We start from the raw sequence: 21,868 nt of genomic DNA on the forward strand, positions 1-21,868 counted from the left end.
CCCCCGGCGAGGGAATTGCTGGGGGCATGACAGATGACGCGACAGTGACAACGAGTGAAGCCACCGGGCTGTCGGACGAGGAACGGCTGGCCCAGCTCGGCTACACCCAGGTCCTCGCCCGCCGTATGTCGGCGTTCTCGAACTACGCCGTCTCCTTCACGATCATCTCGGTCCTGTCCGGCTGCCTCACCCTGTACCTCTTCGGCATGATCACCGGCGGACCCGCGGTGATCACCTGGGGCTGGGTGGCGGTCGGCCTGATGACGCTGTTCGTCGGGCTCTCGATGGCCGAGATCTGCTCCGCCTATCCCACCTCCGCGGGCCTGTACTTCTGGGCCCACCGGCTCGCGCCCCCGCGCTCGGCGGCGGCCTGGGCATGGTTCACGGGCTGGTTCAACGTGCTGGGGCAGGTGGCGGTGACGGCCGGCATCGACTTCGGCGCGGCCTCCTTCCTGGGCGCCTACCTGAACCTCCAGTTCGACTTCGCCGTCACCCCCGGCCGCACGGTCCTCCTCTTCGCCGCGATCCTCCTCCTGCACGGCCTGCTGAACACCTTCGGCGTCCGGATCGTCGCGTTCCTGAACAGCGTGAGCGTGTGGTGGCACGTCCTGGGCGTGGCCCTGATCGTCGGCGCCCTCGCCTTCGTCCCCGACCACCACCAGTCGGCGTCCTTCGTCTTCACGAAGTTCGTCAACGAGACCGGCTGGGGCAGCGGCTTCTACGTCGTCCTCCTGGGCCTCCTCATGGCCCAGTACACCTTCACCGGCTACGACGCCTCCGCCCACATGACCGAGGAGACCCACGACGCGTCCACGGCGGGCCCGAAGGGCATCGTCCGCTCCATCTGGACCTCCTGGATCGCCGGCTTCGTCCTCCTCCTCGGCTTCACCTTCGCCATCCAGTCGTACGACAAGGAGCTGGCGTCCCCGACCGGCGCACCCCCCGCCCAGATCCTCCTGGACGCACTCGGCGCGACGGCGGGCAAACTCCTCCTCCTGGTGGTGATCGGCGCCCAGCTCTTCTGCGGCATGGCCTCCGTGACCGCCAACAGCCGCATGATCTACGCCTTCTCCCGCGACGGCGCGCTGCCCTTCTCGCGCGTCTGGCACACGGTCAGCCCGCGCACCCGCACCCCCGTGGCGGCGGTCTGGCTGGCCGCCCTCGCCGCGCTCGCCCTCGGCCTGCCCTACCTCATCAACTCCACGGCCTACGCGGCCGTGACGTCCATCGCCGTGATCGGCCTCTACATCGCCTACGTCGTCCCGACCCTGCTCCGCGTCCGCAAGGGCGACGCCTTCGAACGCGGCCCCTGGCACCTGGGCCGCTGGTCGATCCCGATCGGCATCGTCTCGGTCACCTGGGTGGCCGCGATCACGATCCTCTTCATGCTGCCCCAGCTCTCCCCGGTCACCTGGAAGACCTTCAACTACGCCCCGGTCGCCGTCCTCGTCGTCCTCGGCTTCGCCGCGACCTGGTGGCTCACCTCGGCCCGCCACTGGTTCCTCAATCCCGCCCACGCCCCCGCCCCCGACCCCGCCAAAACCTGACCAGACCCTGACCAGCCACCCTTTCCCTCCACCCCCGACGCGGCCGCGTCACCGATACTCGATCGGAGACACGGCCACGTCCGGCTATGCTCGGACAGGCAACATCGCCTGGGCCCTTAGCTCAATTGGCAGAGCAGTGGACTTTTAATCCATTGGTTGTGGGTTCGAGTCCCACAGGGCCTACCGCGAGAACCCCGGCTCGGCCGCGCGCTGAGCTGGGGTTCTTCGTGTTCCGGCAGGTCCCCGGGGTCAGGGGGTGCCGGGGCGTTCGTAGAGTTGCAGGACGCCCGCGACGGAGAAGCACAGCGCTCCCGACAGGGTGCCCCAGTTGGCGACGGTGACATTGACGAGGCTGTCCGTCGCGGGGCGGGTGAAGGCGGCGAGCGCGGAGATCAGGAAGAGCGCGGACCCCAGCTGGTTGACCGCGACGATCCACCAGCCGAGACTCCGCGCGTGGAGGCACGGTCGGCCATGGCAGACCTCGACGACCGCCAGATGCCCCGAGACCAGGAACAGAAGGCATCCGACCAGGTCGGGGAACCAGATCAGCCTGTTGGTCTGCCGGGCCGAGAGACCTTTGAGGAACGAGTCCAGAAGATCGACGCCGAACACGAGGGTGCCCGCGAACAGGGTGAACGTACTCAGCCAGTCGATCCGTTCGGGTTCGTAACTCCACCACCGCCAGCGCTCCGTGGTGAGCGAACCGGCCTGGCGGTCCCGGTGCGGCGTGTTGATCGCCTGCAGCAGGGAGGCGTATCCGCCGGTGGTGAAGAACAGGCCTCCGGCGAAGTAGACCGGGGCGGTCGTCGCCGTGGCCCCGGACCCGAACTGGCTGATGCCGGCCCCCAGGGCGAACAGGAGCCCGCCGGCGACGAACGCGACGGCGGCGATGTCGTTGAGCCTCCGCAGACGGCGAAGCGCCACGGCGTCCGCGCGCCGCGACCGGGGCTCGCGCTCGCCCGCGGCACGGACGGTGAGCACCCCGCGCTTGCGCACCCGACGCGATTCCCAGACCGCGGTGCCCCCGTCACCGAGATGCCAGGTCAACCGGGTCGTGAACGGACCCGCTCCCTCAGCACGCTCGGCATGCTCCTCGGATCGGCTCACCCGCCGACGTTAACGCTCGGCGTCGAGGGTCACGGGGAGCACACGCCTGGTCCGCCGCGGCGGGAAGCGGCCGTACGGCGTCTGCTGCGATTCTTCACCTGGCCGGTCGCCGGACCGGGGAAGGGATCACGCCGTGCCGCATGTACTGAACCTCTGGCGTCAACAGCTGGGAAAGGTGCCCGAGTCGGTCTGGCGGCAGACCGGGCTGCGGGTGCTGATCCTCGCGGACAACGGGCTCACGGACCTGCCGGCCGAGATCGGCGGGCTGCGCCTGCTCACCACGCTGGACCTCGGCCACAACCACCTCACCTCGGTGCCCGCCGAGCTGGGCGAGCTGAGCGGCCTCAGCGGCTTCCTCTACCTGCACGACAACAAGCTGTCGGAGCTCCCGGACGCACTGGGAAACCTGACGCGGCTGCGCTATCTCAACGTCGGCGAGAACGCGCTCACCGCCCTGCCCGAGGCCATCGGCCGCATGTCCGCCCTGATCGAGCTCCGCGCCCAGCACAACCGGCTGACCACGCTGCCGGACAGCATCGGAGACCTGCGCGATCTGCGCGAACTCTGGCTCCGGGGCAACGCGGTCGACAGCCTGCCGCCGTCCATGGCCGGCCTGGGCGAACTGCGCCACCTGGACCTGCGGGAGAACGCCCTCGCCGACCTCCCGGAGGCCCTGGCCGGCCTGCCCCGGCTGCGCCAACTCGACGTACGGAGCAACCGCCTCACGCGCCTGCCGGACTGGATCGCCGACCTGCCCGCACTGGAGAAGCTGGACCTGCGCTGGAACCCTTGCGAGCCCTCCCCGCCGCTGCTGGCGGAACTGGAGCGGCGAGGGTGCGTCGTCCTCGTGTAGGGCGCGGGGTGCCGGGGGCTCAGCCGGCGTTCAGCCCGGTCAGGCCGTCCAACTCCGCCAGCGGCAGGGTGTGCTGGGTCTGGAGGACCTTCGCGCGGAGGTAGCGGACGTTGTGGGCCGTGGTGAAGACGCCGGTCGGCACCCGGTCCCGCACCGACACCCCGAGGGAGCGCAACTGCTCGGCCTTGTCGGGGTTGTTGGACAGCAGGTCCAGCTCGGTGATGCCGAGGGCGCGCAGCATCTGGGCGGCGGCCGTGTAGTCGCGGGCGTCCTCCGGGAGACCGAGCGCGGCGTTCGCCTCGTAGGTGTCGAGGCCCTGGTCCTGGAGGGCGTAGGCGTCGAGCTTGTTGTAGAGGCCGATGCCGCGTCCCTCCTGGCGGAGGTACAGCAGGACGCCCCCGCGCTCGGCGATGCGCTCGACCGCCTCGCGCAGCTGGGGTCCGCAGTCGCAGCGGGCCGAGCCGAACACGTCCCCGGTCAGGCACTCGGAGTGCAGCCGGACCAGCGGGACGGGGCCGGGAGCGCCGAGGACGACGGCGACGTGCTCCTGGCCGTCGGCGAGGCCGTGGAAGGTGACGAGCTCGGTGTCGACGCCGTAGCCGTCGTGGAAGCGCAGTGGTACCCGGACGCGGGCGCGCGGCGTGGCGGCGGGGGTGTCGGGCATACGGGTCCCTCCGGGTGCGGTTGCTTCATATTTGAAGCAGTCGGACGGAGGGACCCTATCCCATGCTTAAAACTTGAAGCAATTGTTTTCGGGTGCGGCTCAGGAGTCGGCCGGCCGGGACGACGAACAGGACGAACGGCGCCGCCACGGCACGTCGTCCGCCCCGGCCTCGGTGTCGTCGCCCTGCAGCCCGCGGGTGATCCCCGTGCAGATCTCCTCCAGCTGCCCCACCTGCTCCGGCGTGAGCCGGTCGAAGAGGGTCGCGCGCACCGTCTCCACATGCCCGGGTGCCGTACGCTCCAGAACGGCCATCCCCTCGTCGGTCAGCACCGCGAGGCTGCTGCGCTTGTCCCAGCGGCAGTTCTCCCGCCGCACCAGCCCGTCCCGCTCCAGCCTGGTCACCGCGTATGTCAGCCTGCTGCGCGTGATCTTCAGGGACTCGGCGAGATCGGTCATGCGCAGCCGCCGGTCGGGCGCCTCGGAGAGGTAGGCCAGCACGGAGTAGAACAGGTGCGGCATGCCGGCCTCCCGCTGGAGGTTCCGGTCGATCGCGTCGTCCAGGAGCCGGGCGGCGGCGAGGTACGCGCGCCAGGCGCGCTGCTCCTCGGGAGTGAGCCAGCGGGTCGTCATGCCGCCAGTGTAAGTTTGTTTCAAACTTGAACCAAGCCCGCCAGTCAGTTCCGCCAGCCAAGCCCGCCAGTTCCGCCAGCCAGGCCCGCCGGCCAAGCGGGCCCGTCAGCCCTCGCAGGGAGCCCGCGCCGATGCCGTACCCGTACGTCCTCCTGTCCGCCGCCGTCTCCCTCGACGGCTACCTGGACGACACCGGCCCCGACCGCCTCCTGCTCTCCAGCCCGGCCGACTTCGACCGGGTCGACGCGGTCCGCGCCTCGGTCGACGCCATCCTGATCGGCGCCGGCACCATCCGCGCCGACAACCCCCGCCTGCTCGTCAACGCGCCGGAGCGCCGCGCGGCCCGCCGGGCGCAGGGCAGGCCCGAGTACCCGCTGAAGGTCACCGTCACCGCCACCGGCGACCTCGACCCGGACGCCAACTTCTGGCACACCGGCGGCGAGAAGCTCGTCTACACGACGGACAAGGGCGCCGAGCAGGCCTCACGCGCCCTCGGCGCGACCGCCGACGTGGTCTCCCTCGGCCCCGGCCTCGACTGGCGCGCCCTGCTGGAGCACCTGTACGACGTGCGCGGCGTACGGCGCCTGATGGTGGAGGGCGGCGGCACCGTCCACACCCAGCTCCTCCAGCAGGGCCTCGCCGACGAGCTCCAGCTGGTCGTGGCCCCCCTCTTTGTCGGCGACCCGGCGGCCCCGCGCCTGTTCGGCCCGGGGTCGTACCAGGCCGGGCGGCTGCGCCTCACCGAGACCCGCCGGATCGAGGACGTCGTCCTGATGCGCTACGAGCCCACCGCCCCCGGCACCGGCCCGCTGCCCACCGCCGCCGACCATCACTGGCTGCGCACCGCCTGCGAACTGGCCGTCCAGTGCCCGCCCTCGCGGACCGCCTTCAGCGTCGGCGCGGTGGTGGTCGCCGCCGACGGCACCGAGCTGGCGCGCGGCCACTCGCGCGAGGGCGACGATCCCGTCGTCCACGCGGAGGAGGCGGCCCTCGCCAAGCTCGACCCCGCCGACCCGCGCCTGGCCGGTGCCACCGTCTACAGCAGCCTGGAGCCCTGCTCCCGGCGCGCCTCCCGCCCGGCCCCGTGCGCCGAGCTGATCCTGCGGGCGGGCGTACGCCGGGTGGTCACGGCCTGGCGCGAGCCGGACACGTTCGTGACGGCGGCAGACGGCACCGGCGTGCTCACGGGCGGGGGCGTGGAGGTCGTCCTGCTCCCGGAACACGAGGCCGCGGCGAAGGCGCCGAACGCCCACCTGCTGCACTGAGTGACACCTCACGGAAAACCCGTGTGCTGAGCGTCCCGAACATGGCGTACACTGGAGACACAACGACGCGGGGTGGAGCAGCTCGGTAGCTCGCTGGGCTCATAACCCAGAGGTCGCAGGTTCAAATCCTGTCCCCGCTACTGAAGGCTCAGGGCCGGAATCCACAAGGGTTCCGGCCCTGAGTGTTTTCCGGCCCCAGTGGAGCGACCCCGCCGGAACGGGACAGAGTGCCGCGTGCGCCCCGTAGTGGCGTGCCTCACACTCCGTCATCCGCTCGGTCCACACCGGTCGCCCGCCGTCCCCGGCCCCGCCACGCTGGACGCACGTCGATGACACGGGAGACGAGCGGTGCGCCCAGGTGAGGTGGAGGAGAATGCGTACGCACGCGCCGACGGCACAGTCCCCGGCGACCGCGTCCCGGCCCCCGGCCACGGCGACGACCCCGCACCCGCCTCCCCGTACCGGGGCCGCACCCACCGTCTCACCGTGCGCGTCCTCGCCCGTGCCCTGCCGGCGCTCCTGATCACCGGCGGGGTCCTGTACGACCTGCTCACCCCGCGCGCCTTCACCGCCGTCCCGTTCTTCACGGCCGCCCCACTGGTCGCCGCGCCCCTGTCCTCGCTGCGCACCACCGCCCTCACCGGCCTCGCCACCCTGCTGGCCGCCCTCGCCGTGCACGCCCGCTACGCCCTGCCGGACGTCAGCGCCGTCACCGAGGTCGTCACCGTCGCCACGGTCGCCGTTCTGGCCCTCGTCATCAACCGCGTCGTACGCCTCGGTGACGAGCGGCTCGCCTCCGCGCGGGAGATCGCCGAGGCCGCCCAGCGCGCCGTTCTGCCCGAGCCCGCCGCGCGGATCGGCGGCTTCGACATCGCCGCGCGGTACGAGGCGGCCCAGGAGGACGCGTTCATCGGCGGCGATCTGTACGCGGTCCAGGACAGTCCGCACGGCGTCCGGCTGATCGTCGGGGACGTGCGCGGCAAGGGCATGAGCGCGGTCGCCGCCGTGGCCGTGGTGATCGGGGCGTTCCGTGAGGCGGCCGAGCAGGAGGCCACGCTGGAGGCGGTGGCCGGGCGGCTGGAGCGGGCGCTGGCCCGCGAGGGCACCCGGCGGGAGGGGATCGACGCCTTCGAGGGCTTCACCACCGCCGTCCTCGCCGAACTCCCGCACGACGACGGCGTCGCCCGCATCCTCAACCGCGGCCATCCGCCGCCGCTGATGCTGCACGCCGACGGCACCCTGCGCGCCGTCGCGGCGGCCGAGCCCGCCCTGCCGCTCGGCATGGGCGAGTTGGGCCGTTGGCCCGACCGCGCGACCGAGACCGGCTTCCCGGGCGGCGCCACCCTGCTGCTCTACACCGACGGTCTGTCGGAGGCCCGGGACGTGCACGGCCGGTTCTACGACCCCACGCGCCGGCTCGCCGGACGCGGCTTCCCGGACCCCGGCACCCTGCTCGGCCGCCTCGCCGCGGAGGTGCGGCGGCACTCCGGCGGCGGGATGTCGGACGACATGGCGCTGCTGGCCGTACGGCGCCCGTGACCGCCGTACGCCCATACGCACCGACGGGCTCGTTATCACTCATGGTGACCGGACGACAGCCCTCCGCATAACATCTGAGTCACCATCAAAACCCTTGTGACTCCTGAATGCTGGTCAAGTCGCCCGTTTTCCACCGGTCCTGGCGCGTATATCCACCCCGATGAACGTTAATGATCAAGCCGAACGGCTTGGAATCTGGCACCTGGGTCTATTAACGTTCGATAACGCAGCGCGGTCGTCCCAGCCGTCACAAGAGGCGGCTCCGTGCGCACGCGCCGAATCCCGCAAGGGAACCGGGGAACCACCACCTTGGGGTGAATCACGCGGACGCCGTCGTGAACTCTTGAGTCCACGACTGGTATACGCGCGTAGGAGACCTTCCTGCTCCGAACCCGTCAGCTAACCCGGTAGGCGGAGGAAGGAAAGGAGTACGCCCGCGTGGCGTCCAACCGGCCTGCCCCAGAAGCCCCGTTCGTGCCCGCTCAGCGCGAATCCGAGACCTTCGGCTACGGCGCCTACCGTGCCGAGGAGGGCCCCTGGGAGGAGTGGAACCCCACCGAGGACTCCATCCGCCCGGTACGCGGCCGGCACCGCGTCTCCAAGCAGCGCGGCGGCGGACTCGCCCGCAGCTCCACCGTCCTCGGCGTCGGCGTCATCGCTGCCGTCGGCGCGGGCGGCATGGCCAGCGCCAACACCGGCAAGCCGCCGGTGTCCATCTCGCTGCCCGACCTGCCCTCCGTGGACTCCGTCGGCCACCTGTTCGACGACGACTCGTCGAACGCGCCCAAGGCCACCACCGCCTCCCTCAGCAACGTCGGCGTGACCTCCGCCGACAGCGCCAAGGGCGCCGACGCCGGCGAGGCCCTGCGCAACCGGATCATGGCCCAGGCCGAGCAGCAGCAGAGCAAGGCCGAGACCAAGGCCGCCGCGGCCGCCGCTGCCGCCGCGGAGAAGGCCGCCGCCGACGCGGCCGCCAAGGCGCAGAAGGAAGCCGAGGCCAAGGCCGCCGCCGCCAAGGAGAAGGCGGAGGCCGAGGCCAAGAGGAAGGCCGAAGAGGCGCGCCTGGCCGAGCTGGCCAAGCAGTACGCGCTGCCGACCTCCTCGTACACGATCACCTCGACCTTCGGCCAGGCCGGCTCGATGTGGTCCTCCGGCTACCACACCGGCCTCGACTTCGCCGCGCCCACCGGCACGCTGATCAAGGCCATCCACAGCGGCACGATCACCGAGGCGGGCTGGGCCGGCTCCTACGGCTACCGCACCATCCTCACCCTCGACGACGGCACCGAGCTGTGGTTCTGCCACCAGTCCTCGATCAGCGTCTCCGTCGGCCAGAAGGTCACCACCGGCGAGGTCATCGGCCGCGTCGGCGCCACCGGCAACGTCACCGGCCCGCACCTCCACCTGGAGGTCCACCCGAACGGCCAGTCCACCGGCATCGACCCGATGGCGTGGCTGCGCGGCAAGGGCCTCACGCCCTGAGCGGTCGGTCTCTGATCCACCCCCCACATACGGTCCCCGGCGGCCTGGCGGCGTCCCCCCGACGTCAGGGCTGCCGGGGTGTCCGCCATCCGGGCGCGTTCACACACCGTTCGCGGAAATCCCGGAATGGGTGGGACGGGAGTGGCGGTTGAACTGAAGCATGACTGCTTCTCACGCTTCTCTGCGCAAGCTCGGCTCCTCCGACCTCGAGGTCTTCCCGCTCGCCCTGGGCGGCAACGTCTTCGGCTGGACCGCCGACGAGGAGACCTCCTTCGCCGTCCTCGACGCCTACACGGCCGCCGGCGGCAACTTCGTCGACACCGCCGACGTCTACTCGGCGTGGGCCGAGGGCAACAAGGGCGGTGAGTCCGAGACGATCCTCGGCAAGTGGCTCAAGGCCCGCGGCAACCGCTCCGACGTCATCGTCGCGACCAAGGTGAGCCAGCACCCCGAGTACCAGGGCCTGTCCGCGGCCAACATCAAGGCCGGCGCCGACGCCTCCCTGCGCCGCCTGGGGACCGACTACATCGACCTCTACTACACCCACTTCGACAAGCCCGAGGTGCCGGTCGAGGAGATCATCGGCGCCCTGGACGACCTCGTGAAGGCCGGCAAGGTCCGCCACATCGGGGCCTCCAACATCACCGCCGAGCGCCTCGAGGCCTCGCTCGACTTCTCCGACCGCGAGGGCCTCGCCCGCTACGTCGCCCTCCAGCCCCACTACAACCTGGTCTCCCGCGACACCTACGAGGGCCCGCTGCAGGACCTCGCCGCCCGCGAGGGCCTGGCCGCCATCCCCTACTACGCCCTCGCCTCCGGCTTCCTCACCGGCAAGTACCGCCCCGGCGCCACCGTCGACAGCGCCCGCGCCGGCTCCGCCGCCAAGCACCTCGGCACCGAGCGCGGCCAGAAGGTCCTCACCGCCCTGGACGCCGTCGCCGCCGCCCATGAGGCCCCGGTGGCCACGGTCGCCCTCGCCTGGCTGGCCGCCCAGCCGACCATCGCGGCCCCCATCGCCTCGGCGAGGACGGTCGACCAGCTCCCGGCCCTGCTGGGCGTGGCCGACCTCCGCTTGACGGACGACGAACTGAAGACCCTGACGGAGGCCTCGGCCTGAGTTCCTGTCCGCCGCAACGGCGCTGAGCCACGACGGCGCAATCCGGCGGTGCCGTACTTCGCGCGCCCGATGGTCTACGACCGATACGGGTTGTACGTGGGATACGGCACCACCGGATACCCGTAAACCGGCTGATACGCCGCAGGCACGGGCGCGGTGACTGCCGCCGCGTACTCCAGGGCCGGCCGGGCCACCTCCCGCCGCTCCCACAGCGCGCCCAGCAGCTCCCGCTCGCGCGGGATGAAGTCGGCCCCGGCCTTCCCCTGCCGCCCCCGGTGCCGCAGGAACGCGAGCGAGGTGGCGTACGCCTCGTACTCGGCCACCGCCCGTGCCGCCGGCCGCCCCCCGAAGTGCTGCCGGGCATGGTCCCGGGCCATCCGCCGCGCCCGCATGGACCCGAGGACGAACGGCTCGGCGGGCCCCAGCCACCCCGCGTACACATACGCGGGCAGCTCCTCCCGCACGGTCCGCAACTCCCGCTGCCGCGTCCACACCGCCAGCCAGGTCAGCAGCCCGAACGCGGGCACCATGAACGCGCCGTACACGGCGAAGAACCCGTACTCGCCGAACGTCGAGGAGCCGTTCCAGAAGGCGTGCATGCTCATCGCGAGCAGTAGCCCGCCGAGCGGGACCAGGACGCGCCGGGCGGTCCGGCCGTCCGCGGAGAGCGCGGCGACGCCGAAGCCGATGCCGGTGAGCACGGTGAACAGGGGGTGCGCGAACGGGGACATCACGACGCGCACGAAGAAGGTGGCGGCGGTGACGGAGGCGATGCCGCGGTCGCCGCTGAGCTGGTCGGTCCCGAAGGCCGTGCCCAGGTAGAGGATGTTCTCGGTGAACGCGAACCCGGTCGCGGTGAGCCCCGCTATCACGACCCCGTCGACGATCCCGGTGAAGTCGCGTCTGCGGAACAGGAAGACCAGCAGCACGGCCGCGGCCTTCGCGGACTCCTCCACGACGGGGGCGATCACGGTCGCGCCGAGGGTGTCGGCACCGGCCGGGTCGGCGGTGGCCGTGGCGATCCACTTGGTCGCGAAGCTGTTGGCGACGATGGCGATCAGCGCCGCCGCGCAGGCCCCCCACGCGAACGCGAAGACCAGGTTCCGCCAGGGGCCGGGTTCGACCCGGTCCAGCCACCGGAAGGCGGCTATGAGCCAGGGCACGGGCAGTACGGCCAGGCCCAGCCCGACCAGGAACCCCTCGGTTCCGGTCTGCCGCCGCACCAGCGCCAGGATGACCAGCCCGGACAGCGCGAGCAGCGTGATCAGCGACCCGTAGCGCACCCACGGGCGCTGCCACCAGTGAGGGTGCGGTCCGCTTCCGGGGCCGGGGGAGTAGGAGGAGGTCGGGTACGGAGGACTGCTGGCCACGGCATCGACCCCTGCTCGTTACTGGTCCTGATGCGGTACGCGACGGAAGAGGAGATCGTTCACCACATGTCCCTTGTCCAGTCCCTGCCCCTCGAAACGGGTCAGCGGACGGAACTCGGGACGCGGCGCGAAACCGCCGTCGGCCTGCGTGTTCTCGAAGTCCGGGTGGGCGGTGAGCACCTCGAGCATCTGCTCGGCGTACGGCTCCCAGTCCGTCGCGCAGTGCACGATCGCCCCCGGCTTCAGCCGGGTCGCGGCCAGCGTCAGGAACTCGGGCTGGATCAGCCGCCGCTTGTGGTGCCGCTTCTTGGGCCAGGGGTCGGGGAAGTAGACGCGCAGCCCGTCGAGCGCGTCGGGCCGGAGCATCTCCCTGAGCAGGATGATCGCGTCGCCGTTCCCGACGCGGACGTTCTTCAGCCCGTGCTGGTCGGCGAGGTTGAGCAGGTTGCCCTGCCCCGGGGTGTGCACGTCGACCGCGAGGATGTTGGTGTCCGGGTCGCCGGCCGCCATCCGCGCGGTGGCCTCGCCCATGCCGAAGCCGATCTCCAGCACCACGGGATTGTCGTTCCCGAACATCTCTTCGAGATCGATGACCCGCTGCCCGTCGATGTCCAGCCCCCACGTGGGCCACAGCCGCTGCAACGCGTCGGCCTGCCCCGCCGTCACCCGGCTCCGCCGCGGCTGGAAGCTCCGGATCCGCCGCTCGAAGTGCGACCCGGCCGGATCGGCCTTGGGACCGTCCGGAAACCGCGGCTCCCCCTTGGCCCGGCTGTGCCGAACGGACACACCGGGGACATGCGTGGACACCGGCACGGCGTCACCGGACCGGGAGGCTTCGGGGGCGTGGAGGGAGTCAGTCACAGTGACACCGATTTTACGGGGAGCGCGCTTCTCTTCTTTACGGTGCCTTCTCGACGTACCGAGACAGGTGGGCGGGTGGGAAACCGGGGGGTCCAGGGGGCGGAGCCCCCTGGTACGGCACTACAGCGAACCGAGCATCTCCAGCGCCCGACGCCCGACCTCTCTGCCGATGGGCAAAGACGCGGTGGCCGCCGGCGAGGGCGCGTTCAGCACATGCACCGCCCGGCTGCCCTCCCGGATGAGGAAGTCGTCCACCAGCGTCCCGTCCCGCAGCACCGCCTGCGCCCGGACCCCGGCGGGGGCCCGCACCAGATCCCGCTCCTCCACCGCGGGCAGCAATCTCCGCACGGCCCCGAGAAACGCCCCCTTGGACACCGACCGCCGCAGCTCTCCCGCCCCGTACCGCCAGTGCCGCCGGGCGATCACCCAGGACCCCGGCCACGCGACCGTCCCGGCCAGCTCCCGGGGTCGTACGACCCCCCACTCGTACCCCTCCCGGGCGAGCGCCGGCACCGCGTTGGGCCCGATGTGCACACCCCCGTCGATCCCCCGGGTCAGATGCACCCCGAGGAACGGGAACGCCGGGTCCGGCACCGGATACACCAGCCCCCGCACCAGCTCGGGCCGGGCCAGCTCGTAGTACTCCCCCCGGAACGGCACGATCCGCACCCCGGGCTCGTCCCCGGTGAGCCGGGCCACCTCGTCGCAGTACAGCCCGGCGCAGTTCACCATCACCCGCGCGCGTACGACGTCCCCGCCCGCGGTGAGCACGGCCACGCCCCGCTCCGGCCGCCGGTCCACCCGTACGACCCGGGCGCCGTACCGGATGTCCGCGCCCGAGGCCCGCGCCAGCTGCCGTGCGACCCCGACGAAGTCGCACACGCCCGTCGTCCCCACGTGGATGGCCGCGAGTCCGCGCACCTCGGGCTCGTAGTCGGCGATCTGCGGGCCGCCCAGCTCCCGCACCGGGATCCCGTTCTCCCGGCCGCGCTGCACGAGCGCGTGCAGCCGCGGCAGCTCCTCCCGCTCGGTGGCGACGATCAGCTTGCCGGTGACGGCGTGCGCGATGCCGTACTCGGCGCAGAACTTCACCATCTCGGCGGCGCCCCGCACCGCGTACCGCGCCTTGAGCGAGCCCGGCCGGTAGTAGATCCCGCTGTGGATCACCCCGCTGTTGCGCCCCGTCTGATGCCGGGCGGGCCCCGCCTCCTTCTCCAGCACGGTCACCCGCGTCCCCGGCGCGGCGCGGGTGAGCGCATACGCCGTGGACAGCCCGACGATGCCGCCACCCACCACGAGCACATCACAGTCGTACGCACCGCCCGGCACCGTGCACCACCTCCCACCTCGATAGTGCACTGCGCCACTGACAACGCCTTCAAACGCGGGGAAGCGCTCCGCGTGCCCGCGTGCTCACGCCGGAGCCATCAACAGCGGCCGTGCCCGCTCCCGCAGCTCCACCACCCTCGGCTCGTCGCCGTACGGCTCCAGCCGATGCAGCAGATCCTTCACGTACTCCGTGGTCCGGGCCGACGAGATCCGCCCGGCCACCTCCACGGCCCGGACCCCCTGCTCGCACGCCGCGTCCAGGTTCCCGGACTCCAACTCGGCGACGGCGGAGACGACCAGCCGCAGCCCGTGCGACCGCACGAACTCCTCCGTAGGCTTCGACAAGGCCTGCTCGGTGAACCTCCGCACCTGCCGGGGAGCCTTCAGGTCCCGGTAGCACTCCGCCGCGTCGGCGGCGAACCGGTCGTACCCATAAAAACCAAGCCAAGAAGGATCGTTGTCACCCTCCCGTGAGCGCTCGAGCCATCCCTCGGCGGCCTTCAGTGCGGCGCCGGCGGCCTGCGCGTCTCCCGCGCGCGCGTGGGCCCGCGCCTCGACCAGCCGGAAGAAGCTCATGGTGCGGGCGGTCGCCAGCCCCCGGTTGCGTTCCAGCGCGGCCTGCGCCAGATCGACACCCTCGTCGCCGAAGCCCCGGTACGTCGCCTGCAGCGACATGGAGGCCAGCACATAGCCGCCGAGCGGGACGTCGGCCGCCGCGCGCGCGAGCCGCAGCGCCTGGATGTAGTACCGCTGCGCCGCCTCCTGCTGGCCGGTGTCGAAGGCCATCCAGCCCGCGAGCCGGGTGAGTTCGGCGCTCGCCCCGAACAGCGCGCGGCCGACCTCGTCGGAGTAGGAGCCGAGCAGCAGCGGCGCCGCCTCCACCCTTAAGCACTCCGGCACCATGGACGAACGCCAGTCGCCGCCTCCGTACTTGGAGTCCCAGCGCCTGGCGTCCTCGGCGGCCTCCCGCAGCTTCTGCACATCGCTGTGGCCGACTTTGATCGGTGCGCCGGAACCCTCGGCGGAGTTCGCCTCCCGCGCGACCGAGCTGTCGGCGGGGGTTATCAGCCATCGTGAGGCGGGCGTTGCGTATGCGCTCACTGCGAACGACCCGGCGAGCGACTGCCAGATGCCGCCGGAGCCGGCCCGGCGCCCGGCGAGGTCGAGCCGGTACAGCTCCGTCGCCGACTTCACCGCCTGTCCGACGTCTCTGGGGAAGGCGAGGCCGACCTCGGGGGCGGGATCCGCGTCCGCCAGGCCGATCTCGTGGAGCGGCACCGGGCGTCCGAGCTTCTGGCCGATGGCGGCCGCGATGAGGTGCGGCGCCGCACCCTGCGGCACCATCCCCTTCGACACCCAGCGCGCCACCGACGTCTTGTCGTAGCGAAGAGTCAACCCGCGTTGCGCGCCAAGATCGTTGACACGTCGCGCGAGTCCTGCGTTGCTGATTCCCGCGAGGGCGAGAACGGCGCCGAGTTTTTCGTTCGGCCCGCGTTGCTCCCTGGACATGCGCCACCCCTCGACACAGACGGCTGCCGCGCTGGCATAACCACGCGGCATTCGTAAACACAGCGTAGTTCGCCGGATCCCAAGCGTTAAGGGGCATTGTTCCGGTTGGCGGGATTGTGGTCCGTACGGGAGTACGGCCCTGTACGCACCGTGCACGGCCGGCCGGTGCGTGCCCCCGCCCGTGTGGCCGTGCGCCCGTGCGTGCGCTCTTCTCCGGCCATCGGGGGAGCGGTTCCATGGCTCGTGCGTGGGTCGGCCCGCTGTACTGGATCCAGCGGGCTGGGGGACACCGCCACCTTCATCCCCGCGGGTGGCGGACCGGTCCGGGAGGCGATGCCCGCCTCCCGGACTGTGCGCGTGACCGCGCCGCCGTGTGCTCCGCAGTCCTGTACGGAGCGTGCTCAAACCTCCCCGCCCCGCGCCGATTTGGCTGAAAACCGACCCTCGTCCTGTGGGGTGATTTCCGCTCCCACCATGGGACTTGAGGGCGCGAAGGGTGTTTTAGGGGAGTGTTTCGGGGGCGCATTCGCGTCGTATCCGCCGTGCCCGGTACGGGCGTTCGCCGGGTCGTCCCTCACCTTGCCTCCGGTTTTCCCCCGATCGAAGGCGGTGCCGCCGCCCCTCCACGGCGCGTTCTTCATGGCAGCATGGGGTCCGGTTCGTACGGTGCACTGGTTGTCCACAGCCTGTGGAGGCGTCGATGCGGTGGTTGGTGGGTTGGAGCAGCACCGCCACGAGTGCCGCCGGGATCGGTTCCGCGGGCGCCACCGGATACGACGGCGAGACGCTGCACCCGGTCGGCTCCCACCTCCTGTGGGGCGACCCCGATCCGCTGTGGGCCGTCGGCGACTGGCGGCCGGACGAGGTGCGGGTGGTGAAGGCCGACGCGCAGAACCGGATCGCCGTCCTCGGCATCTGCGGTGCCTCCGACGAGGATTTGCGGCGCGGACTGTTCACCGCGCGCGGGGGCGCGCTCCGGCATCTGACGACCTGGCCCGGCAGCTACACGGCCGTCGTCCAGGTGGGCCGCCGCATCACCGTCTGCGGCGATCTCGCCGGTGCCCGCCCGGTGTTCTACACCCCCTGGGCCGGCGGCACCGCCTACGCCACCGCCGCGCTGCCGCTCGCCGATCTCGCCGAGGCCAACCTGGACTTCGGGCACCTCGCGGCCCTGCTCGCCGCCCCGGACGTACCGGCCGCGCTGCGCGACACCACGCCGTACGAGGGCGTACGGCGCATTCCGCCGGGGCACGCGCTCGTTCTGCGCGCCGGGGCTCGCGAGATCGCCGGGTACGAGCCGGTCGCCTCGCTCGCGGTCGCCGCGCCCCCGGCCGACCCCGGCCGCGCCGTGGACGCCGTACGGGACGCCCTGATCGAGGCCGTACGCGCCCGGCTGTCGGCACCCCGGCACGTGCCCGACCTCGACCCCGGCCCGGTGCCCGGCATGGGGCCCGCCGAGCGGCGGGCCGCGCGCGGGATGCCGGTGCCGGGCATCGGCGCGGACCTGTCCGGCGGACCGGCCTCCGGCACCCTGGCCCTGCTCGCCGCCGGACTGCCCGGCCGGCCCGGCACGCTGCTCGGCCACGGCACGGGCGCGGGCGAGCGACTGCTCGCCGTCACCTTCAACGACCTGGCCGTCGGCGGCAACGACCCGGGCGTCGGCGGCCGCGAGGCCGAACTGGCGCGCGCGGGCGCGCTCGCGGCCAACCCCCGCCTGCACCATGTCGTCGTCACCGGCGGCGAGGAGACCCTGCCCTACGCCGACCTCGACGGCCCCCTCACCGACGAGCCGGGACCCTCGCTGGTCACGGCGGCCCGGCACCGCGCGCGGCTGGCCGCCGGCAGCGCCGACCACTTCACCGGCCACGGCGCCCGGCAGGTCCTGGACGCCCACCCGGCCCGCCTCGCGGACCTCCTGATGGACCGGCAGCGGCGCCATCTGGTCCGCCCGGTCGCCGCCCTCACCCGGGCCGACGGCTCGGTGATGGTCCCCGCGCGCGTGTACGGCGCGGCCCGCCGCCTGGCCCGCACCCCGTACCGGGCCGGCCTGGAGCAGCTCGCCGAGCGGCTGATGCGGCGCCGACTGGAGGAGCCCAAGGGCGCGGTCGGCGCGTCCCTCGCGGCGCTGACCTGGGCCAGACCGGGGCCGGCGGCGCGCTGGCTGACCGGAGAGGCACTGGCTGAAGTATCGGTTCTGCTCGAGGCCGAGGCGGACCGCTCCTCCGGGAGCGCCGCGCAGCGCCCCGGCGAGTTCCGCGCGCGTGCGGTGCTCGCGCGATACGCCGCCGACCTGCGCGTCCTGGAACAGGCCGCCGAGATCCGCTCGCAGCGGCTGCACGCGCCCTTCCTCGACAACCAGGTCGTCCGCGCCTGCCGCGCCCTCCCCGAGGCCCTGCGCGTCAAGCCGGGCGCCCGCTCCGCCGTGCTGCGCACGGTCCTGGAGGGCGCCGGCATCACCGACCTCCCACCCGGCTGGGGCACCCCCTCCCACGCGTCCTCCGCCGCCGCCGCGCGCGCGGGCCTGCGAGTGGCGGCGGACTCCCTGGTCGACCTGTTCTCCACGCCCCTCCTGGCCGACGCCGGCCTGGTCGAGGCCCGCGTCGTCCGCAAGGCCGTCCGCGCCGCGGCGGCGGGCGAGCCCCTCCCGCTCGACGGCCTGGCCGACCTGATCTCCCTCGAACTCTGGCTCCGCCGCCTCCTCTCCCGCCGGGGCACCTGCTGGACCGGCACCCCCGCCCGCGCCCGCGCGGTCCCCTCCGGCATCCAACCCAGAAGAGGCGCCCTGACCCCGGGCGCCTGACGGGCTCCGCCCTGGCCGCAGTCTTTCGGCCGCGGGCCGGCGAGGGCCGATCGCGCAGTTCCCCGCGCCCCTGGGGGGTTGTGCCGTCGTCCGCTGCATCGGTGCCGTAGCCGATCGCCCCGCGCGGAGCCGTCGTAGCCACACTGCCGCAGACAGCCGCGCGGCCGCTGTCCCCACGTAGCTGCGGGCAGTCGTGCCGCTGGGGCGGCGCCCGTCCCAAAGAAAGGCGGCACCCGGCCAGCGCCGGCAAGCGTCCCCACCCCTGGCCCACCGCGGCACCGGGTGCCGAACCAGCACCCTCCGCCCCAGCCGACCAGCCCCCCCGCCGCAGGCGAACCCGCACCGGCTACCGAAACACGTGGCCCCACCCCGCACCCACCGCGACAATGACCCGGTGCGGTACAGAATCCTGGGCGTAACCCAAGCGACTGACGACCAGGGCACCCCCGTACCCATCGGCGGCCCCCGCCTCCGCACCCTCCTCACCGCCCTGGCCCTCCGCCCCGGCCGCACCACCACCCCCGAAACCCTGATCGACGAGATCTGGGCCGACGACCCGCCCGAGGACGCCCCGGCCGCCCTCCAGGCCCTCGTCGGCCGACTCCGCCGCACCCTCGGCAGGGACGCCGTCGCCTCCGCCCCCGGCGGCTACCGGCTCGACGCCCGCCAGGACGACGTCGACCTGTTCGTCTTCGAGCGGCTGGTACGCGAAGGCACCACCGCCCTCGCCGAAGGCGACCCGGACACCGCCCACCGCACCCTCACCACCGCCCTCGCCCTCTGGCACGGCCCCGCCCTCGCCGACCTCCCCGACCGTGCCCCGGCCACCCGGCCGGACGCCTTGCGCCTGGAGGCCTCCCGCGCCCGCGCCGCCGCCGCCCTCGACCTCGGCCGCGCCCAGGACGTCGTACCGGAGCTGACGGAACTGACCACTGTCCACCCGTACGACGAGCCCCTGCACGCCCTCCTCATCCGCGCCCTGCGCGACACCGGCCGCCCGGCCGACGCCCTCGCCGCGTACGAGTCCGCCCGCCGCACCCTCGCCGACACCCTCGGCACCGACCCCGGTCGCGAACTCCAGGCCCTGCACGCGTCCTTGCTCCAGCAGGAGACGGAGGAGACACCCTTCGCGCCGCCGCCCCGGCACCCCGCCCGGCCCCCGGAGCGCACCGGCAATCTGCGGCCCCGGCTCACGTCCTTCGTCGGGCGGGAACCGGAACTCGAGGCCGTTCGTTCGGATCTGCACAGGGCTCGCCTGGTCACCCTCACCGGACCGGGCGGCTCGGGGAAGACCCGCCTCGCCGAGGAGGCCGCCGGGGGCCTGTCCCAGGCCTGGCTGGTCGAGCTGGCCCCGCTCGACCGGCCGGAGGCGGTGCCCGGCGCGGTGGTCAGCGCGCTCGGTCTGCGCGAGACCGTGCTGCTGACCAACGAGCTGATGACCTTGCAGGACGATCCCACCGCCCTGCTGATCGAGTACTGCGCCCCGCGCAGCCAACTCCTGATCCTTGACAACTGCGAGCACGTCATCGGCGCGGCCGCCGCCCTCGCCGAGACCCTCCTCACCCACTGCCCCGGGCTCACGATCCTCGCCACCAGCCGTGAACCCCTGGGCGTCCCCGGTGAGTCGGTGCGCCCGGTCGAACCCCTCGTCCCCGAACAGGCGCACCGCCTCTTCGCCGAGCGCGCGCGTGCCGTCCGTCCCGACGCCGACGCGGTGCTCCGCGACACCGAGGCCGTGGCGGAGATCTGCCGCCGCCTGGACGGGCTGCCGCTCGCCATCGAGCTGGCCGCGGCCCGGCTCAGGCTGCTGACCCCACGGCAGATCGCCGACCGCCTGGACGACCGCTTCCGCCTGCTCACCTCCGGAAGCCGCACGGTCCTGCCCCGCCAGCAGACCCTGCGCGCGGTGGTCGACTGGTCCTGGGAGCTGCTGGACGAGCGGGAGCGGACGGTGCTGCGCGAGGTGTCGGTGTTCGCCGGCGGCTGGGACCTCGCTGCGGCCGAGGCCGTGTGCACCGGCCCGGCGGCGGACCTGATCGGGGCGCTCGTCGACAAATCCCTCGTCGTGGCCACCCCGGACGCCCTGGCAGCCTCGGACGGCTCGGACGCCTGGGACGGCCGGGACGCCGCCGACAGCCCCGACGGCTCCGACAGCCACGGCGGCTCCGGTGGCATGCGGTACCGGATGCTGGAGACCATCCACGAGTACGCCACCGAACGCGCCGCCGAGCACCCCGAGGTGCGCGCGGAGGCCGAGCGGCGCCACCGCGCGTGGGTGCGCGCCCTGGTCGAGGAGGCCGAGCCCCGGCTGCGGTCCGCCGCCCAGATGCCCTGGATCTCCCGCCTGGAGAGCGAACACGACAACATCCGCGCGGCCCTCGACCGGGCGGTGGCCGCCGGCGACGAGGCGGAGGCGGGCGCGATCGTGCTGGCCGCCGGCTGGTTCTGGTGGCTGCGCAACCATCGTCAGGAGGCGATCGGCTGGGTGCGGCTGGTGCTGCGCCTGGGCGTCGCCCTCGACGCCCTGCCCGAGGGGGCGACGCGCCAGGACCTGGCGTCCCTGGTGGAGTCCGCCGACCCGGTGAGCACCTTCCTCGCCGCCCCCGACGGCGAGACGGACCATCCCCTCCGGGACCTGCGCATGGACCTGCGCATGCTCGACCTGTTCCTGACCGCCGAGTCGGGCACGGAGGAGCTCGGGGCCGGCGAGCGGGCCGAGGAGTACGTCGCGCGGGTGCGGGCTTTCTACGAGCGCGGCGGCCCTCAGGCGGCCCGCCTGCCCGGCCTCATCTGGCCGCTGACCGCCTACTTCTTCCTGGGCGGCCTGGCGGACGCCGCCCCCGACCTGACCGCGGCGGTCGCCAACTGCCGCCGTTTCGGCGGCGACTGGGAGATCGGGGTCGCGCTGATGTACCGCACCCATGTGGTCGTCGACTCGCCGGGCAACCTGCGCGGCGTGGACGAGGACCTGGCCGAGCTGAGGACGCTCACCCGGCGGGTCGGGGACCGCTGGATGCGGGCGCAGGTGTGCAGCGCGGCCGGCGAGGCGGACATGGCGCGCGGCCGGTACGAGGCGGCCCGCGGCGAGTACGAGGAGGCACTGCGGCTGGCCTACGAGGTCGGCGCCTACGCCGAGTCGCCGTTCCTGCTGGCGCGGCTCGCCGAGGTCGCCCACCGCTCCGGCGACCGCACGCGTGCCCTGGCCGCCCTGGACGAGGCGGGCAGCGCCGCCGACCGGTACGGGGCGCCGGAGGCGCGGGCGTTCGTCCTGCTGATGCGGGCCCACATCGCCCTGCAGGACGGGGAGACCGCCCACGCGCGCGAGCTGTACGAGGCGACCCGCGCGGCAGCGACGGGCGGTACCCCGCCACCGCAGTTCGCGGCCGCCCTGCGCGCGGTCGAGGCCGGGCTCACGGCCGAGGAGGCCGGTCCCGGGCAGGCCCTGCCGATCGTGTCCGAGGCCCTGCGCGAGGCCGTGGAGCGGCGCTGTGCCGAGGCCATCACGGCCGGGCTGGTGGACATCGCCGCCGACCTGCTGGCCCGGCTCGGTGATCTGCCGGGCGCGGTCCGGCTCTCCGCGACCGCCGACCACTGGCGCGCCGGAAACCCCCGCCCCGAACCGGAGCGCACCCGCGCCGCACGGATCGACGCCGCCTCCCGAGCCGCCCTGCCCCCGGACCGCTACGCGGCCGAGCGAGCCCGGGGCGCCACCCTCGAACCCGACGACGTACTGCGACTGCTGGCGGAGGCGGAGGCGGTAGCGGAGGCCGCCACGCCCGGCCGGTGAACTCCCGC

The 21,868-nt window shown here is 73.0% G+C and carries 15 protein-coding genes, 2 tRNA genes and 1 riboswitch; of the genes, 10 read left to right on the plus strand and 7 right to left on the minus strand.

Features of this window, described 5'->3' with window-relative positions; translation table 11 throughout:
* Nucleotides 1-26 precede the first annotated feature (26 nt).
* Nucleotides 27-1,547: an amino acid permease gene (locus ABZ865_RS41040; RefSeq protein WP_361242362.1), complete on the plus strand. Its 1,521-nt coding sequence runs from the start codon at nucleotides 27-29 to the stop codon at nucleotides 1,545-1,547.
* Nucleotides 1,548-1,657: 110 nt separating this feature from the next.
* Nucleotides 1,658-1,730: transfer RNA gene (locus tag ABZ865_RS41045), tRNA-Lys, on the plus strand.
* A gap of 66 nt (nucleotides 1,731-1,796) precedes the next feature.
* Here the strand turns inward: ABZ865_RS41045 and ABZ865_RS41050 are convergent.
* The gene (locus ABZ865_RS41050) at nucleotides 1,797-2,654 is read right to left on the minus strand and encodes a hypothetical protein (RefSeq protein ID WP_361242365.1); all 858 of its coding nucleotides are present in this window, start codon (nucleotides 2,652-2,654) and stop codon (nucleotides 1,797-1,799) included.
* 133 nt (nucleotides 2,655-2,787) lie between these two features.
* On the opposite strand from ABZ865_RS41050, the gene ABZ865_RS41055 reads away from it, so the two are divergent.
* Nucleotides 2,788-3,507: a leucine-rich repeat domain-containing protein gene (locus ABZ865_RS41055; protein WP_361242368.1), complete on the plus strand. Its 720-nt coding sequence runs from the start codon at nucleotides 2,788-2,790 to the stop codon at nucleotides 3,505-3,507.
* A 19-nt stretch (nucleotides 3,508-3,526) separates the two neighbouring features.
* On the opposite strand, the gene ribA is transcribed toward ABZ865_RS41055, so the two are convergent.
* Together ribA and ABZ865_RS41065 are read right to left on the minus strand one after the other, a co-directional pair.
* Complete coding sequence (gene ribA / locus ABZ865_RS41060; protein WP_361242371.1) at nucleotides 3,527-4,171, minus strand: GTP cyclohydrolase II; 645 nt, start codon at nucleotides 4,169-4,171, stop codon at nucleotides 3,527-3,529.
* 99 nt (nucleotides 4,172-4,270) lie between these two features.
* Nucleotides 4,271-4,801, minus strand: coding sequence for a MarR family transcriptional regulator (locus ABZ865_RS41065; RefSeq protein ID WP_361242374.1), 531 nt, complete (start codon nucleotides 4,799-4,801; stop codon nucleotides 4,271-4,273).
* Between the two features lie 131 nt (nucleotides 4,802-4,932).
* Between ABZ865_RS41065 and ABZ865_RS41070 the strand changes: the two genes are divergently transcribed.
* The 5 genes from ABZ865_RS41070 to ABZ865_RS41090 all read left to right on the plus strand — a co-directional run bounded on the left by ABZ865_RS41070 (nucleotide 4,933) and on the right by ABZ865_RS41090 (nucleotide 10,204).
* Entirely contained in the window at nucleotides 4,933-6,066 is a 1,134-nt protein-coding gene (locus ABZ865_RS41070; protein WP_361242377.1) for a dihydrofolate reductase family protein, read from the plus strand.
* 66 nt (nucleotides 6,067-6,132) lie between these two features.
* Nucleotides 6,133-6,206: transfer RNA gene (locus tag ABZ865_RS41075), tRNA-Met, on the plus strand.
* Between the two features lie 208 nt (nucleotides 6,207-6,414).
* Complete coding sequence (locus ABZ865_RS41080) at nucleotides 6,415-7,605, plus strand: PP2C family protein-serine/threonine phosphatase (protein ID WP_361242380.1); 1,191 nt, start codon at nucleotides 6,415-6,417, stop codon at nucleotides 7,603-7,605.
* Nucleotides 7,606-7,868: 263 nt separating this feature from the next.
* Nucleotides 7,869-8,036, plus strand: a riboswitch (cyclic di-AMP (ydaO/yuaA leader).
* A gap of 7 nt (nucleotides 8,037-8,043) precedes the next feature.
* Entirely contained in the window at nucleotides 8,044-9,087 is a 1,044-nt protein-coding gene (locus tag ABZ865_RS41085) for a M23 family metallopeptidase (RefSeq protein ID WP_361242383.1), read from the plus strand.
* Nucleotides 9,088-9,247: 160 nt separating this feature from the next.
* Entirely contained in the window at nucleotides 9,248-10,204 is a 957-nt protein-coding gene (locus tag ABZ865_RS41090) for an aldo/keto reductase (protein ID WP_361242386.1), read from the plus strand.
* 74 nt (nucleotides 10,205-10,278) lie between these two features.
* Here the strand turns inward: ABZ865_RS41090 and ABZ865_RS41095 are convergent, their stop codons facing one another.
* From ABZ865_RS41095 to ABZ865_RS41110, 4 genes are all read right to left on the minus strand, one after another.
* The gene (locus tag ABZ865_RS41095; protein ID WP_361242389.1) at nucleotides 10,279-11,574 is read right to left on the minus strand and encodes a PrsW family intramembrane metalloprotease; all 1,296 of its coding nucleotides are present in this window, start codon (nucleotides 11,572-11,574) and stop codon (nucleotides 10,279-10,281) included.
* 18 nt (nucleotides 11,575-11,592) lie between these two features.
* Entirely contained in the window at nucleotides 11,593-12,387 is a 795-nt protein-coding gene (trmB, locus tag ABZ865_RS41100; protein WP_361242417.1) for a tRNA (guanosine(46)-N7)-methyltransferase TrmB, read from the minus strand.
* A gap of 168 nt (nucleotides 12,388-12,555) precedes the next feature.
* Nucleotides 12,556-13,764 carry an L-2-hydroxyglutarate oxidase gene (gene lhgO, locus ABZ865_RS41105; RefSeq protein ID WP_361242392.1) on the minus strand — a complete coding sequence of 403 codons (1,209 nt, stop codon included), beginning with the start codon at nucleotides 13,762-13,764 and terminating at the stop codon, nucleotides 12,556-12,558.
* Between the two features lie 84 nt (nucleotides 13,765-13,848).
* A complete protein-coding gene (locus ABZ865_RS41110) occupies nucleotides 13,849-15,273 on the minus strand; it encodes an MFS transporter (RefSeq protein WP_361242394.1) in 1,425 nt (474 codons plus the stop codon).
* A 700-nt stretch (nucleotides 15,274-15,973) separates the two neighbouring features.
* On the opposite strand from ABZ865_RS41110, the gene ABZ865_RS41115 reads away from it, so the two are divergent.
* Together ABZ865_RS41115 and ABZ865_RS41120 are read left to right on the plus strand one after the other, a co-directional pair.
* Entirely contained in the window at nucleotides 15,974-18,073 is a 2,100-nt protein-coding gene (locus ABZ865_RS41115) for an asparagine synthase-related protein (protein ID WP_361242397.1), read from the plus strand.
* 394 nt (nucleotides 18,074-18,467) lie between these two features.
* Nucleotides 18,468-21,860 (plus strand): BTAD domain-containing putative transcriptional regulator, encoded by a 3,393-nt coding sequence (locus ABZ865_RS41120; protein ID WP_361242400.1) that lies wholly within the window; start codon nucleotides 18,468-18,470, stop codon nucleotides 21,858-21,860.
* Nucleotides 21,861-21,868 lie beyond the last annotated feature (8 nt).

The organism is Streptomyces sp. NPDC047085 (assembly GCF_040643735.1).
Classification (GTDB): Bacteria; Actinomycetota; Actinomycetes; order Streptomycetales; family Streptomycetaceae; genus Streptomyces.